The organism is Pseudomonas sp. No.117 (genome assembly GCF_054558395.1).
This window is the reverse complement of the sequence record NZ_BAAJNP010000005.1, coordinates 312,224-330,489: the sequence shown is the minus strand read 5'-3', so window position 1 is coordinate 330,489 and position 18,266 is coordinate 312,224. Positions and strand designations below refer to the sequence as shown.

The 18,266-nt window shown below is 65.6% G+C and carries 16 protein-coding genes and 1 pseudogene; 10 read left to right on the top strand and 7 right to left on the bottom strand.

Going from position 1 to position 18,266, the window contains the following annotated elements; all coding sequences use genetic code 11:
* Nucleotides 1-81: 81 nt before the first annotated feature.
* Nucleotides 82-906 (bottom strand): sigma-54-dependent transcriptional regulator, encoded by an 825-nt coding sequence (locus ACYJP6_RS14310; protein ID WP_459475671.1) that lies wholly within the window; start codon nucleotides 904-906, stop codon nucleotides 82-84.
* Between the two features lie 298 nt (nucleotides 907-1,204).
* On the opposite strand from ACYJP6_RS14310, the gene ACYJP6_RS14305 reads away from it, so the two are divergent.
* Nucleotides 1,205-1,597: a hypothetical protein gene (locus ACYJP6_RS14305; RefSeq protein ID WP_459475670.1), complete on the top strand. Its 393-nt coding sequence runs from the start codon at nucleotides 1,205-1,207 to the stop codon at nucleotides 1,595-1,597.
* A gap of 6 nt (nucleotides 1,598-1,603) precedes the next feature.
* On the opposite strand, the gene xth is transcribed toward ACYJP6_RS14305, so the two are convergent.
* Nucleotides 1,604-2,392 carry an exodeoxyribonuclease III gene (xth, locus tag ACYJP6_RS14300; RefSeq protein WP_459475669.1) on the bottom strand — a complete coding sequence of 263 codons (789 nt, stop codon included), beginning with the start codon at nucleotides 2,390-2,392 and terminating at the stop codon, nucleotides 1,604-1,606.
* 454 nt (nucleotides 2,393-2,846) lie between these two features.
* Here xth and ACYJP6_RS14295 point away from each other — a divergent pair, with 454 nt between their 5' ends.
* Both ACYJP6_RS14295 and ACYJP6_RS14290 read left to right on the top strand, forming a co-directional pair.
* A complete protein-coding gene (locus ACYJP6_RS14295) occupies nucleotides 2,847-5,567 on the top strand; it encodes a glycoside hydrolase family 5 protein (RefSeq protein WP_459475667.1) in 2,721 nt (906 codons plus the stop codon).
* Nucleotides 5,568-5,792: 225 nt separating this feature from the next.
* Nucleotides 5,793-5,981: a hypothetical protein gene (locus tag ACYJP6_RS14290; protein ID WP_459475666.1), complete on the top strand. Its 189-nt coding sequence runs from the start codon at nucleotides 5,793-5,795 to the stop codon at nucleotides 5,979-5,981.
* 25 nt (nucleotides 5,982-6,006) lie between these two features.
* Here ACYJP6_RS14290 and ACYJP6_RS14285 read toward each other — a convergent pair whose 3' ends face one another.
* Both ACYJP6_RS14285 and ACYJP6_RS14280 read right to left on the bottom strand, forming a co-directional pair.
* Complete coding sequence (locus ACYJP6_RS14285) at nucleotides 6,007-6,348, bottom strand: FKBP-type peptidyl-prolyl cis-trans isomerase (protein WP_459475665.1); 342 nt, start codon at nucleotides 6,346-6,348, stop codon at nucleotides 6,007-6,009.
* A 67-nt stretch (nucleotides 6,349-6,415) separates the two neighbouring features.
* Entirely contained in the window at nucleotides 6,416-7,513 is a 1,098-nt protein-coding gene (locus ACYJP6_RS14280; RefSeq protein ID WP_459475664.1) for a LacI family DNA-binding transcriptional regulator, read from the bottom strand.
* A 427-nt stretch (nucleotides 7,514-7,940) separates the two neighbouring features.
* On the opposite strand from ACYJP6_RS14280, the gene ACYJP6_RS14275 reads away from it, so the two are divergent.
* The 5 genes from ACYJP6_RS14275 to ACYJP6_RS14255 all read left to right on the top strand — a co-directional run bounded on the left by ACYJP6_RS14275 (nucleotide 7,941) and on the right by ACYJP6_RS14255 (nucleotide 13,488).
* Nucleotides 7,941-8,909, top strand: a complete 969-nt coding sequence (locus tag ACYJP6_RS14275; protein ID WP_459475663.1) for an ABC transporter substrate-binding protein — start codon at nucleotides 7,941-7,943, stop codon at nucleotides 8,907-8,909.
* Nucleotides 8,910-9,029: 120 nt separating this feature from the next.
* Nucleotides 9,030-9,851 (top strand): ATP-binding cassette domain-containing protein, encoded by an 822-nt coding sequence (locus tag ACYJP6_RS14270; protein WP_459475662.1) that lies wholly within the window; start codon nucleotides 9,030-9,032, stop codon nucleotides 9,849-9,851.
* Nucleotides 9,848-11,095: a sugar ABC transporter permease gene (locus tag ACYJP6_RS14265; protein WP_459475661.1), complete on the top strand. Its 1,248-nt coding sequence runs from the start codon at nucleotides 9,848-9,850 to the stop codon at nucleotides 11,093-11,095. Before ACYJP6_RS14270 ends, ACYJP6_RS14265 begins: the two co-directional genes overlap by 4 nt.
* 37 nt (nucleotides 11,096-11,132) lie before the next feature.
* Nucleotides 11,133-11,861 carry an SDR family oxidoreductase gene (locus tag ACYJP6_RS14260; protein ID WP_459475660.1) on the top strand — a complete coding sequence of 243 codons (729 nt, stop codon included), beginning with the start codon at nucleotides 11,133-11,135 and terminating at the stop codon, nucleotides 11,859-11,861.
* A gap of 4 nt (nucleotides 11,862-11,865) precedes the next feature.
* Nucleotides 11,866-13,488 carry an FGGY-family carbohydrate kinase gene (locus ACYJP6_RS14255; RefSeq protein WP_459475659.1) on the top strand — a complete coding sequence of 541 codons (1,623 nt, stop codon included), beginning with the start codon at nucleotides 11,866-11,868 and terminating at the stop codon, nucleotides 13,486-13,488.
* An 8-nt stretch (nucleotides 13,489-13,496) separates the two neighbouring features.
* Here ACYJP6_RS14255 and ACYJP6_RS14250 read toward each other — a convergent pair whose 3' ends face one another.
* From ACYJP6_RS14250 to ACYJP6_RS14240, 3 genes are all read right to left on the bottom strand, one after another.
* Nucleotides 13,497-14,357: a pirin family protein gene (locus ACYJP6_RS14250; protein ID WP_459475658.1), complete on the bottom strand. Its 861-nt coding sequence runs from the start codon at nucleotides 14,355-14,357 to the stop codon at nucleotides 13,497-13,499.
* 76 nt (nucleotides 14,358-14,433) lie between these two features.
* Nucleotides 14,434-15,519, bottom strand: a complete 1,086-nt coding sequence (locus ACYJP6_RS14245; RefSeq protein ID WP_459475657.1) for a sigma-54 interaction domain-containing protein — start codon at nucleotides 15,517-15,519, stop codon at nucleotides 14,434-14,436.
* Nucleotides 15,520-15,529: 10 nt separating this feature from the next.
* Nucleotides 15,530-16,696, bottom strand: a complete 1,167-nt coding sequence (locus tag ACYJP6_RS14240) for an acyl-CoA dehydrogenase family protein (protein ID WP_459475656.1) — start codon at nucleotides 16,694-16,696, stop codon at nucleotides 15,530-15,532.
* 89 nt (nucleotides 16,697-16,785) lie between these two features.
* Here ACYJP6_RS14240 and ACYJP6_RS14235 point away from each other — a divergent pair.
* Nucleotides 16,786-17,676 (top strand): annotated as a pseudogene (locus tag ACYJP6_RS14235) (PAS domain-containing protein); the annotation flags it as partial.
* 108 nt (nucleotides 17,677-17,784) lie between these two features.
* The gene (locus tag ACYJP6_RS14230) at nucleotides 17,785-18,216 is read left to right on the top strand and encodes a methyl-accepting chemotaxis protein (RefSeq protein WP_437179316.1); all 432 of its coding nucleotides are present in this window, start codon (nucleotides 17,785-17,787) and stop codon (nucleotides 18,214-18,216) included.
* Nucleotides 18,217-18,266 lie beyond the last annotated feature (50 nt).

The window sequence follows — 18,266 nt, the reverse complement described above, 5'->3', positions numbered from 1 at the left end:
GGCATCGACTTTGAGAACGAAGCGGTCATGGTCAAACTCGATCAAGGGTATGCGGCTAGGACTGCCGTTCGTCGGCGGAGTTCAGCGCGTACCGAGGGAGGATGGCAGCAGCTTGCCAAGCTCGAGGCCTGCCGTCGAGGCGGTCAGCAGGGCGGTATGGAGAACCTGTTCAAGTTCGCGGATATTGCCCGGCCAACGATAGGCGAGCAGCGCCGCTTCATCCGCCGACGTGAGGGGAGGAGGGGCACGGCCCAGGCGCTCGGCGTGCTGCAGCAGGAAATGACGGGCGAGAGGCAGGAGGTCGGCCGGACGCTCGCGCAACGGCGGGACCAGTACCTGTCCCGGGGCGAGGAGTTGCCAGAGGCGCTCAGCGAAATGGCCGGCTTCGACCGCGCGCGGCAGATCGACGCTGGAGCCGGCGATCAGGCGTACCTCGACCGGGGTACGTTGACTGCTGCCCAGGCGCAGGATGCTGCCCTGCTGCAGCACTTGCACCAACTCCTCCTGCAGCTCCAGCGGCAGGTCGGCGATTTCGTCGAGATAGAGGCTGCCCTCGTGGGCCGTGCCGAACCAGCCCACTCGGCTGCCCGAGGTGCCGGCATAGGCACGCGGGACGTAGCCGAACAACTCGGCGGCCCCGTGGCGTGGGCTGAGCGACGCGCAATTCAGGCTGCTGAACAGGCCAGTACGGCCGCTCCGTTCGTGCAGCCGCCGCGCCAGCAATTCCCGCCCGGTACCCCATTCCCCTGTTAGCACCACCGGGCGCGACACCGGGGCGAGTTCATCCAGGTGCTCCAGCAACTCGCGTGAGCGGGGATCGGCAAAGGCCAGCGCCTTGGCACGGATGGTCAGGGTACTGCGCTGATCGGCGGGGACGATCAGCAGGTCGGGCGAGGTGGTAGGCATGGCAACGTCACGAGCTTTGAGAGCACCTATGCTAACGCGGCTGGTTTATAGCTAAAAATACGCTTTCGCTATGTTTTGATCACCTCTGGTTATTTAAGTGTGGTTAAGATCCCAGCTTGGCGGCCTAGAGGCTTGGGTCAGCTCACGATAGGCGGTAGGGCGAACCGCCATCCTTCGGGTACCGTTAGCAGGGGCGCGGCAGCCTGGCGGTATAGCGGAGCTGCGCCAGCCAGCCCCTAGCGGGTCAATGTTCAAAATGCCGTCCCGTCCTTCGCCATTACCGAGGAAACCCGACTCCATGGCGTCTCTGCGAGCTCCCTGTCCCCCTGGAGTCTGTACCTGCGAACGCGAAGCCGTCTTGGCCGACCCTCGCGCGGATGCCCGGGCGCTGTTGCTCAATCGACAGGAGGAGCAGCGGCTGCTGGAACGGCTGGCGGCCATCGCCAGCGCGGCGGATCTGCAACGCCTGCAGCAGCGACTGCAGGAGCAGCTGGGCATTCGCCTGGAGGTCCGGCCCGGACCCGGCGAGGTGCGCAGCGCCCGGGGCATGCTGATCGAGATCCAGCCGCGGCCTGGTCTGTGTCGCAAGCTCCATCAGTCGATACCGGCGGCCGTACGGCGTGGCCTGGCCCAGCATCCGGACGTTCTCTTCCAGCTGCTCAACGCCAACGACCTGCTGCGCGATACCTGAGCGCTCTCAGCCCGGGGCGGCGAAGCGAATCCAGGTCGGTGCATGGTCGCTGGTCTTTTCCAGGTCCCGCACCCAGCGGTGTACGCCCGCCTCCTGCAGGGCGGGCTGCAGCGCCGGACTCAGCAGTAGATGATCGATGCGCAGGCCGGCGTTGCGTTGCCAACGCTGTCGGAAATAGTCCCAGTAGGTGTAGATGGCTTCATCCGGATGACGCTCACGCAGGGCGTCCAGCCACCCCTGGTCGAGCAGGCGCTGGAAGCCGGCGCGGCTTTCCGGTTGCAGCAGGGCGTCCTTGCGCCAGGACTTGGGATCGTAGATGTCCCGGTCGGTGGGCACCACGTTGTAGTCACCCGCGAGCACCACGGGGTGACCGCTGTCCATGAGGCTGCGAGCATGGTCGATGAAGCATTCGAACCAGGCCAGCTTGTAGTCGAATTTGGGGCCCGGCCAGGGATTGCCGTTGGGCAGGTACAGGCTGGCGACAACCACCCCCTTCACCGCCGCCTCCAGATAGCGACGCTGGGGGTCGTCCTCCATGCCGGGCAGGCCGCGGTGGATGGCCAGGGGCTCGTCATCACGCGCCAGAATGGCTACGCCATTCCAGGATGGTTGCCCCTCCCAGAGCGCTCCGTAGCCTGCCGCCGCCAGCTCGGCCTGGGGAAAATCAGCCGACTTGGCCTTGAGCTCCTGCAGGCAGACGATGTCCGGCTGCTCCTGCGCCAACCATTGCAGCAGGATGGGTAGCCGGGCACGGATGCCATTGACGTTATAGGTCGCGAGGGTGAGGGCGGTCATCTGGCGCTCCTTCGAAAGACCTAGTCCTGACCGGCGCAACTACTGTGCAGTTCCTCTATCAAGAATTATGTGAATCAGTTCTCGTTATTTTGCGACTTACTTTTTTTGGCACCTTAGGGAACTTTTTGGCTATTTGGCCTATAGCGAGGCGATAAATTTGACGAAAGGCGCTCCTATTACCGTCGTCCGTCTGCAATACGTACGTAAGAAGCGATGGATTGACGAACGGCAATTTTATAAAAATTCAATAAAATCAAAGATTTATATATAAATTAAGTAATATCAAAATGGTGGCCATGGCGAATTAAGCCGAAAGTTGGCATATGGCTTGTATGGATCGATGCGCCTGGAGGCATCGCCTCGCTGAACACTCTCAGCGAGGCCCTTCTCTCACTTCATGTCGGCGAGTGTTCAAGGAGAGCGTTCTCGTATCGATCTAGCGCAGTTGGTGACGATGAAAGCATCTTTCCTCAAGTGTTCCCGTCGGGTAGCTCAAGCTCTACCCTTCATAACCGCCTTGGCACTCGCTTCCGGAGCCAAAGCCGAACAGGTCAACCTGGTGGGCCTGAACCTGTCCGGAGCGGGTTTCGCCGGCCAGGTGCTACCGGGCGTAAACGGTACTAATTACATCTTTCCCGTCGAGGCCTACTTCAAGCAGTGGAGTGGTAAGGGCATCAAGCTGATCCGCTTCCCGGTCATCTGGGAGCGCCTGCAGCCCGTCCTGGGCGGGGCCCTGGATCCGACCTATGCCGCGCTCATCGACCAGACCTTCGCCAATGCGCAGAAGTACGGCATGCGCATCATCCTCGACCTGCACAACTACACCTTCTATCGCGGGTCGGTCATCGGTAGCGCCGCGGTGCCCTATGATCGCTATCAGGAGATCATGACCCGCATCGCCCAGCGCTGGAGCAGCCAGCCGTCGCTCTACGCCTACGACATCATGAACGAGCCGCACGACTCCATGGCCCAGTGGCCGATCGCCGCCCAGTACGGCATCAATGGGGTGCGCGCCGTCGACAAGACCAAGCCCATCATGATCGAAGGCAACGGCTGGTCGGAGGCTACCCGCTGGCCGCTGTGGAACGACTCCCTGCTGGCACTCAAGGATCCGTCCGACAACCTGATCTTCCAGGCGCACTCCTATTTCGACGAGAGCGCCGGCGGCAATTACACCGGCATCGACGTCGGCAAGCTCAGCCAGGACTACGGCGTGGAGCGCGTGCGCCCCTTCGTCGAATGGCTGAAGAAGAACAACAAGAAGGGCATGATCGGCGAGTTCGGCGTACCGGATAACGATCCCCGCTGGCTGCCGCTGATGGACCGGATGCTGGCTTACCTCAAGCAGAACTGCATCCCTGCCACCTACTGGGCGGCGGGCCCGGGCTGGGGCAACTACTTCCTGTCGGTGGAGCCGATCAACGGCGTCGACCGGCCGCAGTGGCCGACCCTGCGCAAGTACATCGATGACAGCAGCTGCACCGCGATCGGCCCGTTGGGCAGTGGCAGCGGTACCACGCCGGCGAGCGGCTCGGGTACCACCGGCGGATCCAGCGGCGGCTCGGCGGGTTCCAGCAGTGGCAACGCCGGCGCGAGCAACGGGGGTAGCACCGGAACGGGTTCCTCCACGGGTACCGGTACTACCGGTAGCGGTGGCGGCTCGACCACGACCGGAGTGACGACCTCGATCAACGACTTCACCAACGAAGACTGGCTGCACGGCGTCTATCGCAAGGCGGCGGGCTTCTCCATCCCGGCGTCGACGGCGAACGTGGGGGCCTTTAAGGTGGGCGCGCAGGTCACGCCGGCCGATGGCAAGAGCTACAAGGTGACCTACGCCCAGGTCGTGGGTAGCAACATGAGCGTGTTCATCGAGAGCGCCCAGCTCGATGGCAACGCCTTCGGCTATCCCAAGACACTGAGCACCGGTACCACCACCTCTGGCACTACCGTCACCGTCCCGGGCACCACCACGGGTTCGAGCGGGTCCACCGGTAGCACCGGCAGCACCGGCAGCACCGGCAGCACCGGCAGCACCGGCAGCACCGGCAGCACTGGCAGCACCGGCAGCACCGGCGGTACTGGCAGCACCAGCGGCAACGCCGGTTCGGCGGTGACGGTACCGGCGACCGAAACCAAGCCCAGCACCGGTAGTGGTACCTCGAGTGGCTCGACCACGACGCCGTCGGGGTCTTCGTCGACGCCGGCCAACTCCGCCAAGCTCAACCTGGTCGGGTTGAATTTCTCGGGCGCCGCCTTCGCTCCCCAGAACCTGCCCGGCGTGCTCAACGTCAACTACGTCATGCCCAGCGAAGCGCATTTCCAGCAGTGGAGTGCCAAGGGCGTGCGGCTGATTCGCTTCCCGGTGATCTGGGAACGCCTGCAGACCCGCTTCTTCGGCAGCCTCGAGGCGGCCTACACCCAGCAGGTCACCCAGGTGCTGGAGCTGGCCAAGAAGTACAACATGAAGGTGATCCTGGCGCTGGACAACGGTGGTCGCTACAAGGGCACCCTGATCGGCACCGGAACCGTCACCAACTTCAACTACTGGGACCTGATGTATCGCCTGGCCTACCAGTGGGGCAACCATGCAGCGCTCTATGGCTACGACATCATGGGCAAGCCCAATGGCGCGGACAGCGGCTGGCCGGTGACGGCGCAATCGGGCATCGATGGGGTGCGCACCATGGACCGTACCCACCCGGTGATCGTCCAGGGTAATAGCTGGGGCAGCGCGGCCAACTGGCCGGGCGTGAGCAATGCCCTGCTGGGCCTCAAGGATCCGGCCAACAACATCATCTATGCGGCCAACGTCTACCTGGATCAGGACGGCAGTGGCAGTTACGCCGCGCAGAACATGGCCAGCTTCGATCCGCAGGTGGGGGTCAATCGCGTCAAGCCCTTCGTCGAGTGGCTCAAGCGCAATGGCAAGCGGGGCATGATCGCCGAGTTCGGCGTGCCGGCGGGCGACAGTCGCTGGCTGACCGCGACCGACAACCTGCTGGCCTATCTGCAGCAGAACTGCATGCCACTGACCTACTGGGCGGCCGGCCCTGGCTGGGGCTCCTCGGCCCTGGCGGTGGAGCCGGTGAACGGCGTGGAACGCCCGCAGTGGCCGACGCTGAAGAAGTACGTCGACGCCAGCAACAGCTGCACGGCGATAGGGCCGCGCTGAGCACGCGGCGGCGGGTTGGGCAGGGCGGCGGAGGGCGTTGGCGATCCGCCGCCTCGTTCATCTACCTGCCAGGCGAGAGTCAGACTTTCCATGGCTGCGCCAGGGCGATCGGGTCACCGAAACGGCTCTGGAACAGCTATCGCGTGGACGACGAACGGCTATAGCTCGACTTATTGGCACACGGGTAGAGTCCGATTGAAACCTCAAGCACAGGGAGTAGGTGCCATGACGCAAACCACCCAGCAACGGTTGCAGAGCCTCGAAGAGCAGATCCGGAGCCACCGGCAGGAACTCGCGCAAAGCCGGCAGCACGTTCAGGAACAATTCGTCATCTACAGCCGCAAATTCGCTCGGCTGAGCGTCCTCGAAGCCCAGCTCGAACTGGTGCGCAACAACACCAAGACACCGGGCTGAGCAACAGCTGCCGACCCTCGGCCGGTCAATCGTCCCGCGTCAGGACTTCCAGCAATTCGATCTCGAACCTCAGGTTGGAATGCGGCTTGATATGTGCGCCGACCTGGCGTTCGCCATAGGCCAGCGCCGCCGGCACCGCCAGGCGACGTTTGCCGCCCACCCGCATGCCCATCAGGCCCTGGTCCCACCCCTTGATCACCCGCCCGGTGCCGATGACGCACTGGAACGGCCGGCCCTTAGCCCGCGACGAATCGAACAGCGTCCCATCCTCCAGCCAGCCCTCGTAATGGGTGGTGATCAGCGCGCCCTTGACCACGGCCTTGCCGTCGCCGGTCACCAGGTCTTCGATCTGCAATGTCTCGTCCATCGTTAGTCCCCCTTGCCGGAAAGCCCAAATTCTAACGGGGCGTACGGAGCTACGCAGCGGCGCCGCGTCAATGCTCGTCCGGTATATCAGGCAATTGCACCCGCTCTCTGCCGCTCGTGGGATGATCCAGCGGGCTGGGCAGCGCCGTGCGCGGCGGTACCAGCAAGGGCGGCACCTTATGCAGGCGCACCGCGGCTTCGGGCTGGTCCATCAGGGTGAAGGCAAGATCCAGTACGCGGTCGACGTCTTGCTTCATCATGTAGACGGGGAAGGGCAGGAAGGATGCGAAGGGGTCGTAGTCGAAGCAGCCCACCACCAGGTCGTTGAGCACCTCTGCCGACTGCTGTGGCAGCACGCCCAGCAGACCCTCCAGATTGATGGTTGAGTTGATGAAGACGCCGCGGGGTAGCCGCCCTTCACGCTGGATGTAGCTCGCCAGGGCCTGGCGCGTAAGCGTCGGTGAATAGCCGGCGGCGCTGAAGACGTCTTCACTGGCCGAACTGCCGAAATGCGCGCGTTTGGCGGCGATGAAGCCACGGATGCGCTCGCGGCTGGCATAGTCGGAATAGCCGCCGAACAGGCAGAGATCCGCCGCGACGAGATCTGGATGGCTGGCCAGTTCGCCAAGGATCGCCTGGGTCAGCTCGAAGGCGCCGGCGTAGTTGTCGCTGGTCACCGAGGTCGCCAGGCTGCCTGGCAGGTCGAGATTGAGATGTCGTACCCCGGCGTGTGCACAGGCGCTGTGGATGCTGTCAGGATCGGTGGCGCCAGCGATGAACAACTCGTCGATCGAGTAGGCCAGCAGCGACTCCACGGTACTGCGCTCCAGCTCGGGATCGCGGCAGCCACTGACCACCAGCGGGCAGAGCCCACGGGCCCGCACGCGCGCCTCGAAACCCTGAGCCAGGGCCGAGAAAAAGCGATTGTCGTACAGCGGCAGCATCAGTCCCACCAACCCGGACCGCGACTGGCGAAGTCCGCGCGCTTGCAGATTGGCGCTGTAGCCATGTTCCTCGGCAAGGGATTGGATGAGCTGGGCGGTGGCTTCCTTGATTCGCCGCTTGCGCCAGGAGCCATTCAGCACGGCGCTGACCGTGGACGCGGAGCTGCCTGACAGCTGGGAGAGATCGTAGATAGTCGCTTTTTTCTTGCCACTAGGCGGCATGGTAGAGCTTTCCATTGGTCGTCGAGCCACTTGACAGTAGTGGATTTCGCGGAGTAATTCTATTTGCACCATCGATTGTGCAGCGTGTGTAGCACCTTCGAGGGGATTGCAATCCGGTCTGCAAGGCTGTGCCGCTGGCCGTATCCATCAGTCGTCGGGTCTCGTGCTCTGCGCCGGTTGGATGCGCGCTGTCGGTGGGGATTATAGCGATCCAGGTAGTCCCCATCGCAGCAGCTCCGCCCACCGGCGGAACCGCGGTCAGTGAAGTGTCCGGTTCGAAGCCCTATCCAAGGACAACAAGAAAATGGCGCGAATCTCCACGTTATCCCGATTCACCCGAACTCTCCTGGCCGCGACCGTCGGTACGGGTTTGGCCGTCTCCGGTCTTCAGGCTGCGACGCTCACCCCGGCACCTGTGGCCTTCCTGATGCCAGACCAGAGTTCCACCCGCTACGAAGAGCACGACCTGCCAGGCTTCCAGCGGCAGATGAAGACGGTCTGCGCGGAGTGCCGGGTGATCTATCAGAACGCCAATGGCGATGCCTCGCGGCAACAGCAGCAATTCAACGCCGCCTTGGCCCAGGGCGCCAAGGTGATCGTCTTGGACCCGGTGGACTCCAAGGCTGCCGGGTCGCTGGTACGCATGGCCCATGCCAAGGGCGTCAAGGTTATCGCCTATGATCGTCCGGTCACCTCGGTGCCGGTCGATTACTACGTCTCCTTCGACAACGAGGCCATCGGCAAGGCCATCGCCACCTCCCTGGTCGAGCATCTGCAGGCGGAAAAGGTCGATCCCAAGGGCGGTGGCTTGCTGGTAATCGGCGGTTCGCCTACCGATGCGGCGGCCGGGCTGATCAAGAAAGGCATGCTGGCGGGCCTCGCCAACAGTGGCTATTCGATCCTGGCGGAGTACGACACTCCCGAGTGGGCGCCGTCCAAGGCTCAGCAATGGACCAGTGGCCAGATCACCCGCTTCGGCAAGCGCATCCTCGGCGTGGTGGCGGCCAACGATGGCACCGCCGGCGGTGCGGTGGCGGCGTTCAAGGCGGCTGGCGTCAATCCGGTACCGCCGATCACCGGCAACGATGCCACGGTAGCGGGCCTGCAACTGATCATCGCCGGTGACCAGTACAACACCATCTCCAAGCCCAGCGAGATCGTCGCCAGCGCGGCGGCGGACGTGGCCGGCGAGTTTCTCGCGGGCAAGACGCCCAAGCCCGAGACCACCCTGTACGACGCGCCCTCGCGGTTGTTCGTGCCGAACCTGGTCACCGCCAAGAATCTCAAGGCGGAGATTATCGATCAAAAGGTGGCCGGCCAGCCGATCCAGACCGCGGCTCAGCTGTGCACCGATCGTTATGCCGAGGGTTGCAAGCAGCTCGGTATTCAGCCCTGAGCCGCGGCGGGCGGCCGGGGCAGGGCGGGCGATACGCCGCGCCTGCCCGGGTCGCTCGCTCGGCTGGACCTTCTGACGACCGGCGCCCCAGGCGCCCACAACAACAATAGAGAGTCGAACATGGCTGAACAGTCCGGCCCGACGGCCCCGCGCGAGCCCGTGCTGAGCTTGCGTGGCATCTGCAAGAGTTTCGGTGCGATCTCGGTGCTCGCCGATATCGACCTGGATCTCTATCCTGGCGAGGTGGTGGCCCTGGTGGGCGACAACGGCGCCGGTAAGTCCACTCTGGTCAAGATCATCTCCGGCGTGCACCAGCCGACGTCCGGCTCGCTCAAGGTGGCGGGCCAGGAGGTGAGCCTCGCCAGCCCCGCCGCGGCCCAGGCTCTGGGTATAGCCACGGTGTTCCAGGATCTGGCGCTATGCGAGAACCTCGACGTGGTCGCCAACATGTTCCTTGGCCGGGAATTGCAGCCCTGGGCGCTGGACGAGACCACCATGGAGGTGCGCACCTGGACGCTGCTCAGCGAGTTGTCGGCGCGCATCCCCAGCGTACGGCTGCCCATCGCCGCGCTCTCCGGCGGTCAGCGTCAGACCGTGGCCATCGCCCGGTCGCTGCTGCTCGAACCCAAGGTCATCCTGCTCGACGAACCCACCGCCGCCCTAGGCGTGGCCCAAACCGCCGAGGTGCTCAACCTCATCGAGCGAGTGCGCGACCGCGGCCTGGCCGTAGTGGTGATCAGTCACAACATGGAAGACGTCCGGGCGGTAGCCGACCGGATCGCCGTCCTACGCCTGGGCCGCAACAACGGCATCTTCGCCCCGGACGTGAGCGCCCAGGAGCTGATCGGCGCCATTACCGGCGCCGATGACAATTCGGTCTCGCGGCGCGCTCGTCGACGCCAAGCCGCGTCCCTCGAAACCACTCAGGAGCAGTCGCTATGAGCCAGCCCCGCGAATCGGCCGCCTTGCTCGACCGCAGCGACAGCCGCGTCAGCCAGACCGTGGGTCTAGCCGCCAGTCTCAAGGCCACGGCCGAGCGCATCCGTTCCGGTGATTTGGGCCCGCTACCGGTGGTAATCGGCCTGGTAGTGATCTGGACGGTGTTCGGCATTCTCAACCCAGTGTTCCTGTCCAGCGCCAACCTGGCCAACCTGCTGTTCGACGCTGCCACTGTCGGCATCATTTCCCTCGGCGTGGTCTGCGTCTTGATGGTGGGGGAGATCGATCTCTCGGTCGGCTCCATCAGCGGCTTCGCCTCGGCCTTGGTCGGTATCCTCTGGGTCAACCAGGGTTGGCCGGTGGGCGCGGCGATCCTGGCCGCCTTGGCGGCCGGTGCGCTGATCGGCAGCCTCTATTCGCTGCTGTTCACCCGCCTGGGCATGCCCAGCTTCGTCGCCTCTCTGGCTGGCCTGCTGGCGGTACTGGGATTACAGCTCTATCTACTGGGCAACGCCGGGTCCATCAACCTGCCATACGACTCCTTCCTGGTGAGCTTCGGCCAGCTCGATACCCTACCGCCGCTGTTGGCCTATCTGCTCGCCGCCGTCAGTGGACTGGTGCGTTTGCTACTGGGTTACCGCGCCCATCAGCGGCGGCGCCAGGCCCAGCTGTCGACGCCTTCGCTGGCCGGGGTGGCCCTGCAATCCCTGGCGCTCACGGCGCTGTTGGGCTTCGTCGCCTACTACCTCAACCAGGACCGCGGGGTGCCGTGGATCTTCGTCTTCTTCATGGCCCTGGTGGCGGCGATGCATTACGCCTTCACCCGTACCCGCTGGGGGCGCAGCCTGGCCGCGGTGGGCGGCAACCGCGAAGCGGCCCGTCGCGCCGGCATCAACGTGCGGCGTCTCTACACCTCGGCCTTCGTACTGTGCGCCACCTTCGCCGCCCTGGGCGGCATCCTCGCCGCAGCGCGCCTGGCCTCGGCCAGCCAGCAGGCGGGGACCGGTGACGTCAACCTCAATGCCATCGCTGCGGCGGTGATCGGCGGCACCAGCCTGTTCGGCGGGCGTGGCAGTGCCTATTCCGCACTGCTCGGGGTGATCGTCATCCAGTCCATCGCCAGCGGCCTGACCATGCTCGACCTGTCATCCGCGCTGCGCTACATGATCACCGGCGCCGTGCTGGCCCTGGCGGTGATCATCGACGCCCTTGCGCGTCGTTCGCGGGCTTCCCACGGACGGGCCTGAGGCCTGCCGTTCCTTTTCCGAATTCAGGGGTGAACACATGAACAAGAAACTGTTCCAGAAAGTCGCCGCCATCACCGGGGGGGCCTCCGGCATCGGCCTGGCCTGCGCCAAGGAAATGCTTGCCGCCGGCGCTCAGGTGGCCCTGGTCGACCGCTCTCGCGAGAACCTGGAAAGGGTCTGCGCCGAGCTGGGCCCGGAGGCCTTTCCAGTGGTGATCGACCTGCTCGATCCGGCCAGCGTCAAGACCATGCTGCCGCAGATCCTCGAGCGCTTCGGCCGCCTGGACATCTTCCACGCCAACGCCGGGGCCTACATTGGCGGCGAGGTGGTAGAGGGCGATCCGGATCAGTGGGATCGCATGCTCAATCTCAACATCAACGCTGCCTTCCGCTCGGTGCATGCAGTGCTGCCGCACATGGTCGAGCGCAGCAGTGGCGACATTCTTATGACCAGTTCCATCGCCGGGCTGATCCCGGTGGTCTGGGAGCCGATCTACACCGCCTCCAAGCATGCCATCCAGGCCTTCACCCACAGCCTACGCCGGCAGTTGATCAAGCATGATATCCGCGTGGGTGCGGTGGCACCCGGGCCGGTGGTCACGGCGCTGATCAGCGACTGGCCGCAATCCAAGCTCGACGAAGCCATGGCATCCGGAGCGCTTATGGAAGCCAGCGAGGTCGCCGAAGCAGTGGTGTTCATGCTGACCCGACCGCGCAACGTGGTGATCCGCGATCTGATCATCATGCCCACCAGCGTGGACCTGTAACGCCATGGGCCGGCATTTCATAGGGGTCGACGTGGGAACCGGCAGCGCCCGCGCGGGAGTCTTCGACGCCAGTGGACGCTTGCTGGGCGTGGCCAAGACGTCGGTGGAAACCTGGCACGGGCCAGGCCAGCGGGTCGAGCAATCCGGCGAGCAGATCTGGCAGGCCATCGCCAGCAGCGTGCGCGGCGCTCTGGCTGAGGCGACAGTGGCACCGGAGACCATCGCTGGCCTTGGCTTCGACGCTACCTGCTCGCTGGTGGTAGTAGCGGCCGACGGCCGTCCGGTCGGGGTCGGCGACTCCGGCGACGACCAGCGCAACGTCATGGTCTGGATGGACCACCGCGCCACCGAGGAAGCCAACGAGATCACCGCCAGTGGCCATCCGGTGCTGCGCTACGTGGGGGGGCGCATCTCTCCGGAGATGGAAACGCCCAAGCTGCTCTGGCTCAAGCGACATCTGCCCGCAGCCTTCGCCCGAGCCGGACACTTCTTCGATCTCGCCGACTACCTGACCTGGCGCGCAACCGGAGATCTGGCCCGCTCGGCCTGCACGGTCACCTGCAAGTGGACCTATCTCGCCCACGAACAGCGCTGGGACGCTTCCTATTTCGAGACCATAGGCCTGGGCGAGTTGGTCACCGAGGGTTTCGCCCGGATCGGCACGCGCATCGTCGAGCCGGGTACGCCGCTGGGCCAGGGCCTCGGTGCCGCTGCTGCGGCCGACCTGGGCTTGCTGCCTGGCACACCGGTGGGGGCGGCGCTGATCGACGCCCATGCGGGGGGCGTCGGCTCCCTCGGCGGCGCGGATAATCAGAGGCGGACGGCGGTGACCCAGCGCCTCGCTTACATCTTCGGTACCTCGGCTTGCTCCATGGCCTCCAACGAGCAGCCTGCCTACGTAGATGGCGTCTGGGGGCCCTATTACTCGGCCATGCTGCCCGGGCTCTGGCTCACCGAGGGTGGCCAGTCGGCAGCGGGGTCAGCCATCGACCATCTGGTTTCCCTGCATCCCGCCGTGGCGGCGGCGCGTGAGGTGGCCGAGCGTCAGGGGCAGGCGCTGCTCCCCTGGCTCGAAACCCAGGTGGCGGACCGGGGCAGTGCCGCGGTAACCCTGGCCGAAGGCCTGCACGTGGTCCCCGAATTCCTCGGCAATCGCTCCCCCTTCGCCGATCCCGATGCCCGCGCGGTAGTCGCCGGTCTGACCCTCGACCGTGAGGTGGACGGATTGCCGGCCCTTTACGTCGCCGGCCTCTGCGGCATCGCCTATGGTCTGCGCCAGTTGCTCCAAGCCCTGGCGCGGAATGGCATCGCTATCGAATTGATCGTCGCCAGCGGTGGCGCCGCCCAGAGCGATTTCGTCCGGCAACTGCTGGCCGATGCTACGGGCGTGCCTGTAGCCGTCAGCGATACGGATGAGCCGGTACTGCGGGGCGCGGCGATGCTGGGGGCGGTCGCGGCTGCCGATAGCACTTCGCTACTGGATGCCATGGGCCGCATGGCACGCCTCGACCGGGTGTTCAGCCCGGTGCAGGGCGAACTCGCCGAAGAGCACCGGCGCCGCTACGCGGCCTTCGAGATTCTGCAAGGCGCGGAGCGGCAGGTGCGAGGGCTGTTCGCCGCCCGCTAGGGCGGGCGTCAGTCCGGCACGTCGCCGAACAGACCGGCCTGGTAGTCGCGGATCGCCTGGCGGATTTCTTCGGCGCTGTTCATGACGAAGGGCCCATGGGCGACGATGGGCTCGGCGAAGGGGGCGGCATGGCCGTAGAGCAGTACGGCGCCATCGCGGCTGGCGATCTCGATCTGGTCGCCATCGTCGGCGAATTCGAAGAGCTGCCAGGGGGCTTCGTCGCGTCCGGCGAGCTGCAGGGTGCCGCGCACGCCGTAGCAGAAGATCGTCGAGCCAGGCGGCGCGGGCAGGATCGCGGTGGCGCCGGGGGCGAGTTCGACGGTCATCAGGGTGATGGGCGTCGGCGTCTGCACGGCGCCCTGGACGCCATCGTGGGTGCCGGAGGCCAGGCGGATGCGCACTCGGCCTTGGTCGGCTTCGATCAGTGGCATGGCTTCGGCGGTCACGCCATGGTAGGCCGGCGGCGTGAACTTAAGACGGGCGGGAAGGTTGACCCACAGCTGCAGGATCTCCAGATCACCACCCTCGCGCTTGAAGGCGGCCGGCGACAGCTCGGCATGGACCAGCCCACTGCCAGCGGTCATCCACTGGATGCCACCGGCCTCGATGACGCTCTCGTGGCCGCCGCTGTCACGGTGGGCGAGGGAGCCGGCGAGGATGAAGGTCACGGTTTCGAAGCCCCGGTGAGGGTGGGGACCGAAGGGCAGGCCGGCGTTGTGCGGCGGATAGACCTGGGGACCGTGATGATTGAGAAAGAGGAAGGGGTCGAGGTGGGGCAGGCCGGGACCCGGCAACGGCCGGCGGGTCTGGAGGTCGCCGATGTCGTCACGCCGAGCGGAATGGCGGTGCAGCAGGGTACGGGTGGTCATGCGGGGCCTCGCGAACGCAAAGCGTCAGTGTAGAGGCACCCACGCCGGACGGGTACCCGGCGTGGACGACCGCCCTTTAGATGGAGAAGCGTACCTCTCGCTCCGGCCGTTGCAGGCTCGGGCGGCGATGATTGACCACCAGCTCACCGATGCGGATGAGGTGGGCACGGGTGACGTTGCGACTCAGCCCCAGCAGCCGCGCCGTGTGTACCTGGTTGCGATGGCAGAAGCGGTAGGCGGCGCGCACCAGGGCATCTTCGACGCGCTCGTGCAGGGCTTCCGGTTGCTCCTCGAACAGTTGGGCGAAGGCCTCGGTCAGCAGGTTGTCCACCGGCGCCGCCGCGGTCGGTCGCGGCGCTGCGGGGACCAGACTGGGACGCTGGACGAAGCTCAGGTCCGCGGCCTCGAGCAGGCCCTGGGGCTTAAGCAGCAGGGCGTGCTGCAGGGTGTTCTCCAGTTCGCGGATGTTGCCGGGCCAGGGATGCTCCAGCAGCCGGCGCTCCGCCGTCGCGCTCAGGGACACCGATGCCTGAGCATAGGCGTGGAGGAAGTGCCGGGCCAGCGGCAGGATATCGCCCTGGCGCTGGCGTAGCGGCAGCAGCGGCAGGCTGACCACGTTGAGGCGATACCAAAGGTCTTCGCGAAAGCTGCCCTCGGCTACCGCCCGCTCCAGGGGGACGTTGGTGGCGGCGACAATGCGCACATCCAGCGGCACGCTGCGTCTCGAGCCGAGGCGCACCACCTCGCGCTCCTGCAACACCCGCAGCAGCTTGACCTGTACCGACAGCGGCAGGTCGCCGATCTCGTCGAGGAACAGGGTGCCGCCGTTGGCCTCCTCGAACCAGCCGGCGCGGGTGGCCAGGGCACCGGTGAAGGCGCCTTTCTCATGGCCGAAGAGTTCCGCCTCGACCAGGCTTTCGGCGAAGGCGCCGCAATTGACGGCCACGAAGGGACCGGCGTGTCTGTGGCTCAGGGCGTGGATGTGGCGGGCGATCAGTTCCTTGCCGGTGCCGGTCTCGCCGATCACCAGTACGCTGGCGTCGCTGGGGGCGATCTTCTCCAGGTGGGCGAGCAGTTCGCGGGATTTGGGGTCGGCAAAGACCTGGGCGGTCGCCCGGTAGCGGGGGACCGCGGGCGTGCGCGTCAGGGTCAGCAGCGTCATCGCAGGCTCCTCAGGAGTAGAAGCTGGGGGTGGGCAGAGCATCGTTGAGCGCCCAGTCGCCCAGTTCCTGCAGTTTGTAATCCACCGGGTCATGCAGGGTCTGGGTGCGCAGGTTGCGCCAGTAGCGATCCAGGCGCAGCGCGCCCGCGGTGGCCCGGGCGCCGCCGACCTCGAACAGGCGGCTGGCCAGGTCGAGGCCGTGCCGGCTGGCGGCGACCTTGGCCGTGGCGATGGCGATCGCCAGTTCACCCCGGGCGGTTTCAGTGAGCTCGGTGCCCTGGCGCCAGGCCGCGGCGAAGGCCGTGTTGGCGCGCTCGACCAGCAGCCGGGTGCTTTCCAGGGCGACCCAGAATTCACCGTAGTGCCGGAGGACGTAGGGATCGGCAGTGGCGCTGCTGGCGGTCGACTTGAACCAGGGGCGGGACTGGGTGGTGGTATAGCGCCGGGCCTCGGCGAAGGCCCCTTCGGCGAGCCCCAGGAAGATGTTGGCGAAGATCAGTTGCGCCAGCAGCGGGCGCAGGCAGGCGAAGGGCGTACTCAGCGGACCGGGATCGAGCAGCCATTCCTGCTGTTCGACACGCACGCCGTCGAAGCAGGCGCTGCCGCTGTCGGTCTGGCGTTGTCCGTTGTTGTCCCAGTCGTCGAACAACTCGATACCGGCGCGCCGGGTCGGGACCACGGCGATCAGCAGGCGACCACTGTCGTCGTTTTCCAGCGCCGACAGCAGCAACAGGTCGGAGTCCAGGGCGCCGCTGCAAAAGCTCTTCTGACCGTCCACCTGCCAAGCGTCACCCTGGCGGCGGGCGAGGGTACGACGGTCCAGGGGATTGAGCGCATTGCCCCAGAACAAGGCCTCGCGGGCGGTGCGCTCCAGCCAGGGGCGCCACTGCGCGGGTTGACCGAACAACTGGGCGGTCGCCAGCAGCAGGTGATGAAAACCGAAGACATGGGCGAGGGAGCTGTCGACCCGGGCGAGCCGGCGCACTGCTTCCAGGGTCTCGTCCCAGGTGGCGCCAAGGCCGCCCAGCTCGCGTGGAATGCTCAGGGCCAGCAGGCCGCTCTGGCGCAGGGCATCTCGTTCGGCCTTGGGCGTCCCGCCCTGGCGATCGCGCTCGGCGGCCGAGGCGGCGAAGGTCGCCAGCAGGGGGGTGAGAGGTTCCAGCAGCGAATCGGACATGAAGGACTCTTATCTTTGAGAAGTACGGCAGGCGTTAGAACGTAAAGCCGGTTAAACCCCGATACGAAATATTTTTTTGTTATTAGGTAATGGCCTTCTATCTTCTCAGGCGACCGCCCGGTCACTTTTCGGTTATTGGGCTAAAGATTCCATGCGGACCTGCCGTTATAGGTCTAACTCCAACCTCTGAGCAGGGGTGTGCCATGTTCAACAAGGGACTAAAACAAGAACTGCAGCGCCTGCGCGAGCAGGTCGATTCCTTCAAGCAGCTCAAGGCCGAGCTCGACGAGGAAATGCTGGGCGTCGAGCTGGACGGCAAGGGCCGCATCAGCGCGGTGAACGGCAATTTCGAAAGGGAAATGGGGGTCCGCGCCGCCGATGTGCTCGGGCGCCCGCTGGTGGATCTCATCCCCGCCCACACCAAGGGTGAAGAGTATAGTCGGCGGCTGCAGCAGAGCCTGACTCAGGGCACGCACTTCAGTGGCGCCCTGCGCCTGCTGCGTGGCGACGGGCGGGAAGCCTGGCTGCGCGGCATCCTGCATCCCTTCCATGACAGCCAGGGGCGGGTGCAGCGCTTCCGGCTGTTCTGCAACAACCTGACCCGCACCATCGAGACGTCCCGCGAGCACGAGAGCCTGCTCAAGGCCCTGCGCCGGTCGACGGCGGTCATCGAATTCAACCTCGAGGGCGAGGTGCTCGACGCCAATGATCGCTTCCTGCAGGCGATGGGCTATTCCCTGGCCCAGATCAAGGGCAAGCACCACCGGATCTTCTGCGAACCTGCCGAGGCCAGCTCCGAGGCCTACCAGCAATTCTGGGCGCGCCTGCGCCGTGGCGAATTCGTCGTCGCCCGCTTCAAGCGCCTCGATGCGCAGGGGCGCGACGTCTGGCTGGAGGCCTCCTACAACCCGGTGATCGATGCCCATGATCGGCTGTACAAGGTGGTCAAGTTCGCCACCGTGATCACCGATCAGGTCCACCAGGAACAGGCGGTATCCGAGGCGGCCGGTGTGGCCTTCGAGCAGTCCCGGCATACCGACGATACCGCGCGCAAGGGCGCCGTGGTGGCGCAGCAGACGGTGGACGTCATGCGTGCCCTGGCGGACCAGATGCAGGAGGCGGTGAAGGGTATCGAGGCGCTGGACAACCAGTCCCAGGTGATAGGCACCATCATCAAGACCATCAGCGGCATCGCCGAGCAGACCAACCTGCTGGCGCTCAACGCCGCCATCGAGGCCGCGCGCGCTGGCGAGCAGGGCCGCGGTTTCGCCGTGGTGGCCGATGAGGTCAGGCAACTGGCCTCGCGGACCAGCAAGGCGACCGAGGAGATCGTCGGCGTGGTCCAGCAGAACCAGCAGCTGGCGAGCGACGCGGTGAAGGTCATCGAGAACGGTCGCCGCCAGGCCGAGCAGGGGCTGGAGCTGGCGGGCCAGGCTGGACAGGTGATCGTGGAGATCCAGGACGGCGCCCAGCGGGTGGTCGGCGCGGTGGGGCGTTTCGCCCGCCAGCTCTCGACCTGATCCGAGCACGTCTACTCTGAGCTTGACGAAACGGCAGCCCCAGGGCTGCC

Excerpts from the sequence above, each read along its gene's own strand:
- ACYJP6_RS14310 (WP_459475671.1), bottom strand. The coding sequence starts at position 906 with ATGCCTACCACCTCGCCCGACCTGCTGATCGTCCCCGCCGATCAGCGC.
- ACYJP6_RS14305 (WP_459475670.1), top strand. The coding sequence starts at position 1,205 with ATGGCGTCTCTGCGAGCTCCCTGTCCCCCTGGAGTCTGTACCTGCGAA.
- xth (WP_459475669.1), bottom strand. The coding sequence starts at position 2,392 with ATGACCGCCCTCACCCTCGCGACCTATAACGTCAATGGCATCCGTGCC.
- ACYJP6_RS14295 (WP_459475667.1), top strand. The coding sequence starts at position 2,847 with ATGAAAGCATCTTTCCTCAAGTGTTCCCGTCGGGTAGCTCAAGCTCTA.
- ACYJP6_RS14290 (WP_459475666.1), top strand. The coding sequence starts at position 5,793 with ATGACGCAAACCACCCAGCAACGGTTGCAGAGCCTCGAAGAGCAGATC.
- ACYJP6_RS14285 (WP_459475665.1), bottom strand. The coding sequence starts at position 6,348 with ATGGACGAGACATTGCAGATCGAAGACCTGGTGACCGGCGACGGCAAG.
- ACYJP6_RS14280 (WP_459475664.1), bottom strand. The coding sequence starts at position 7,513 with ATGCCGCCTAGTGGCAAGAAAAAAGCGACTATCTACGATCTCTCCCAG.
- ACYJP6_RS14275 (WP_459475663.1), top strand. The coding sequence starts at position 7,941 with ATGCCAGACCAGAGTTCCACCCGCTACGAAGAGCACGACCTGCCAGGC.
- ACYJP6_RS14270 (WP_459475662.1), top strand. The coding sequence starts at position 9,030 with ATGGCTGAACAGTCCGGCCCGACGGCCCCGCGCGAGCCCGTGCTGAGC.
- ACYJP6_RS14265 (WP_459475661.1), top strand. The coding sequence starts at position 9,848 with ATGAGCCAGCCCCGCGAATCGGCCGCCTTGCTCGACCGCAGCGACAGC.
- ACYJP6_RS14260 (WP_459475660.1), top strand. The coding sequence starts at position 11,133 with ATGAACAAGAAACTGTTCCAGAAAGTCGCCGCCATCACCGGGGGGGCC.
- ACYJP6_RS14255 (WP_459475659.1), top strand. The coding sequence starts at position 11,866 with ATGGGCCGGCATTTCATAGGGGTCGACGTGGGAACCGGCAGCGCCCGC.
- ACYJP6_RS14250 (WP_459475658.1), bottom strand. The coding sequence starts at position 14,357 with ATGACCACCCGTACCCTGCTGCACCGCCATTCCGCTCGGCGTGACGAC.
- ACYJP6_RS14245 (WP_459475657.1), bottom strand. The coding sequence starts at position 15,519 with ATGACGCTGCTGACCCTGACGCGCACGCCCGCGGTCCCCCGCTACCGG.
- ACYJP6_RS14240 (WP_459475656.1), bottom strand. The coding sequence starts at position 16,696 with ATGTCCGATTCGCTGCTGGAACCTCTCACCCCCCTGCTGGCGACCTTC.
- ACYJP6_RS14230 (WP_437179316.1), top strand. The coding sequence starts at position 17,785 with ATGCGTGCCCTGGCGGACCAGATGCAGGAGGCGGTGAAGGGTATCGAG.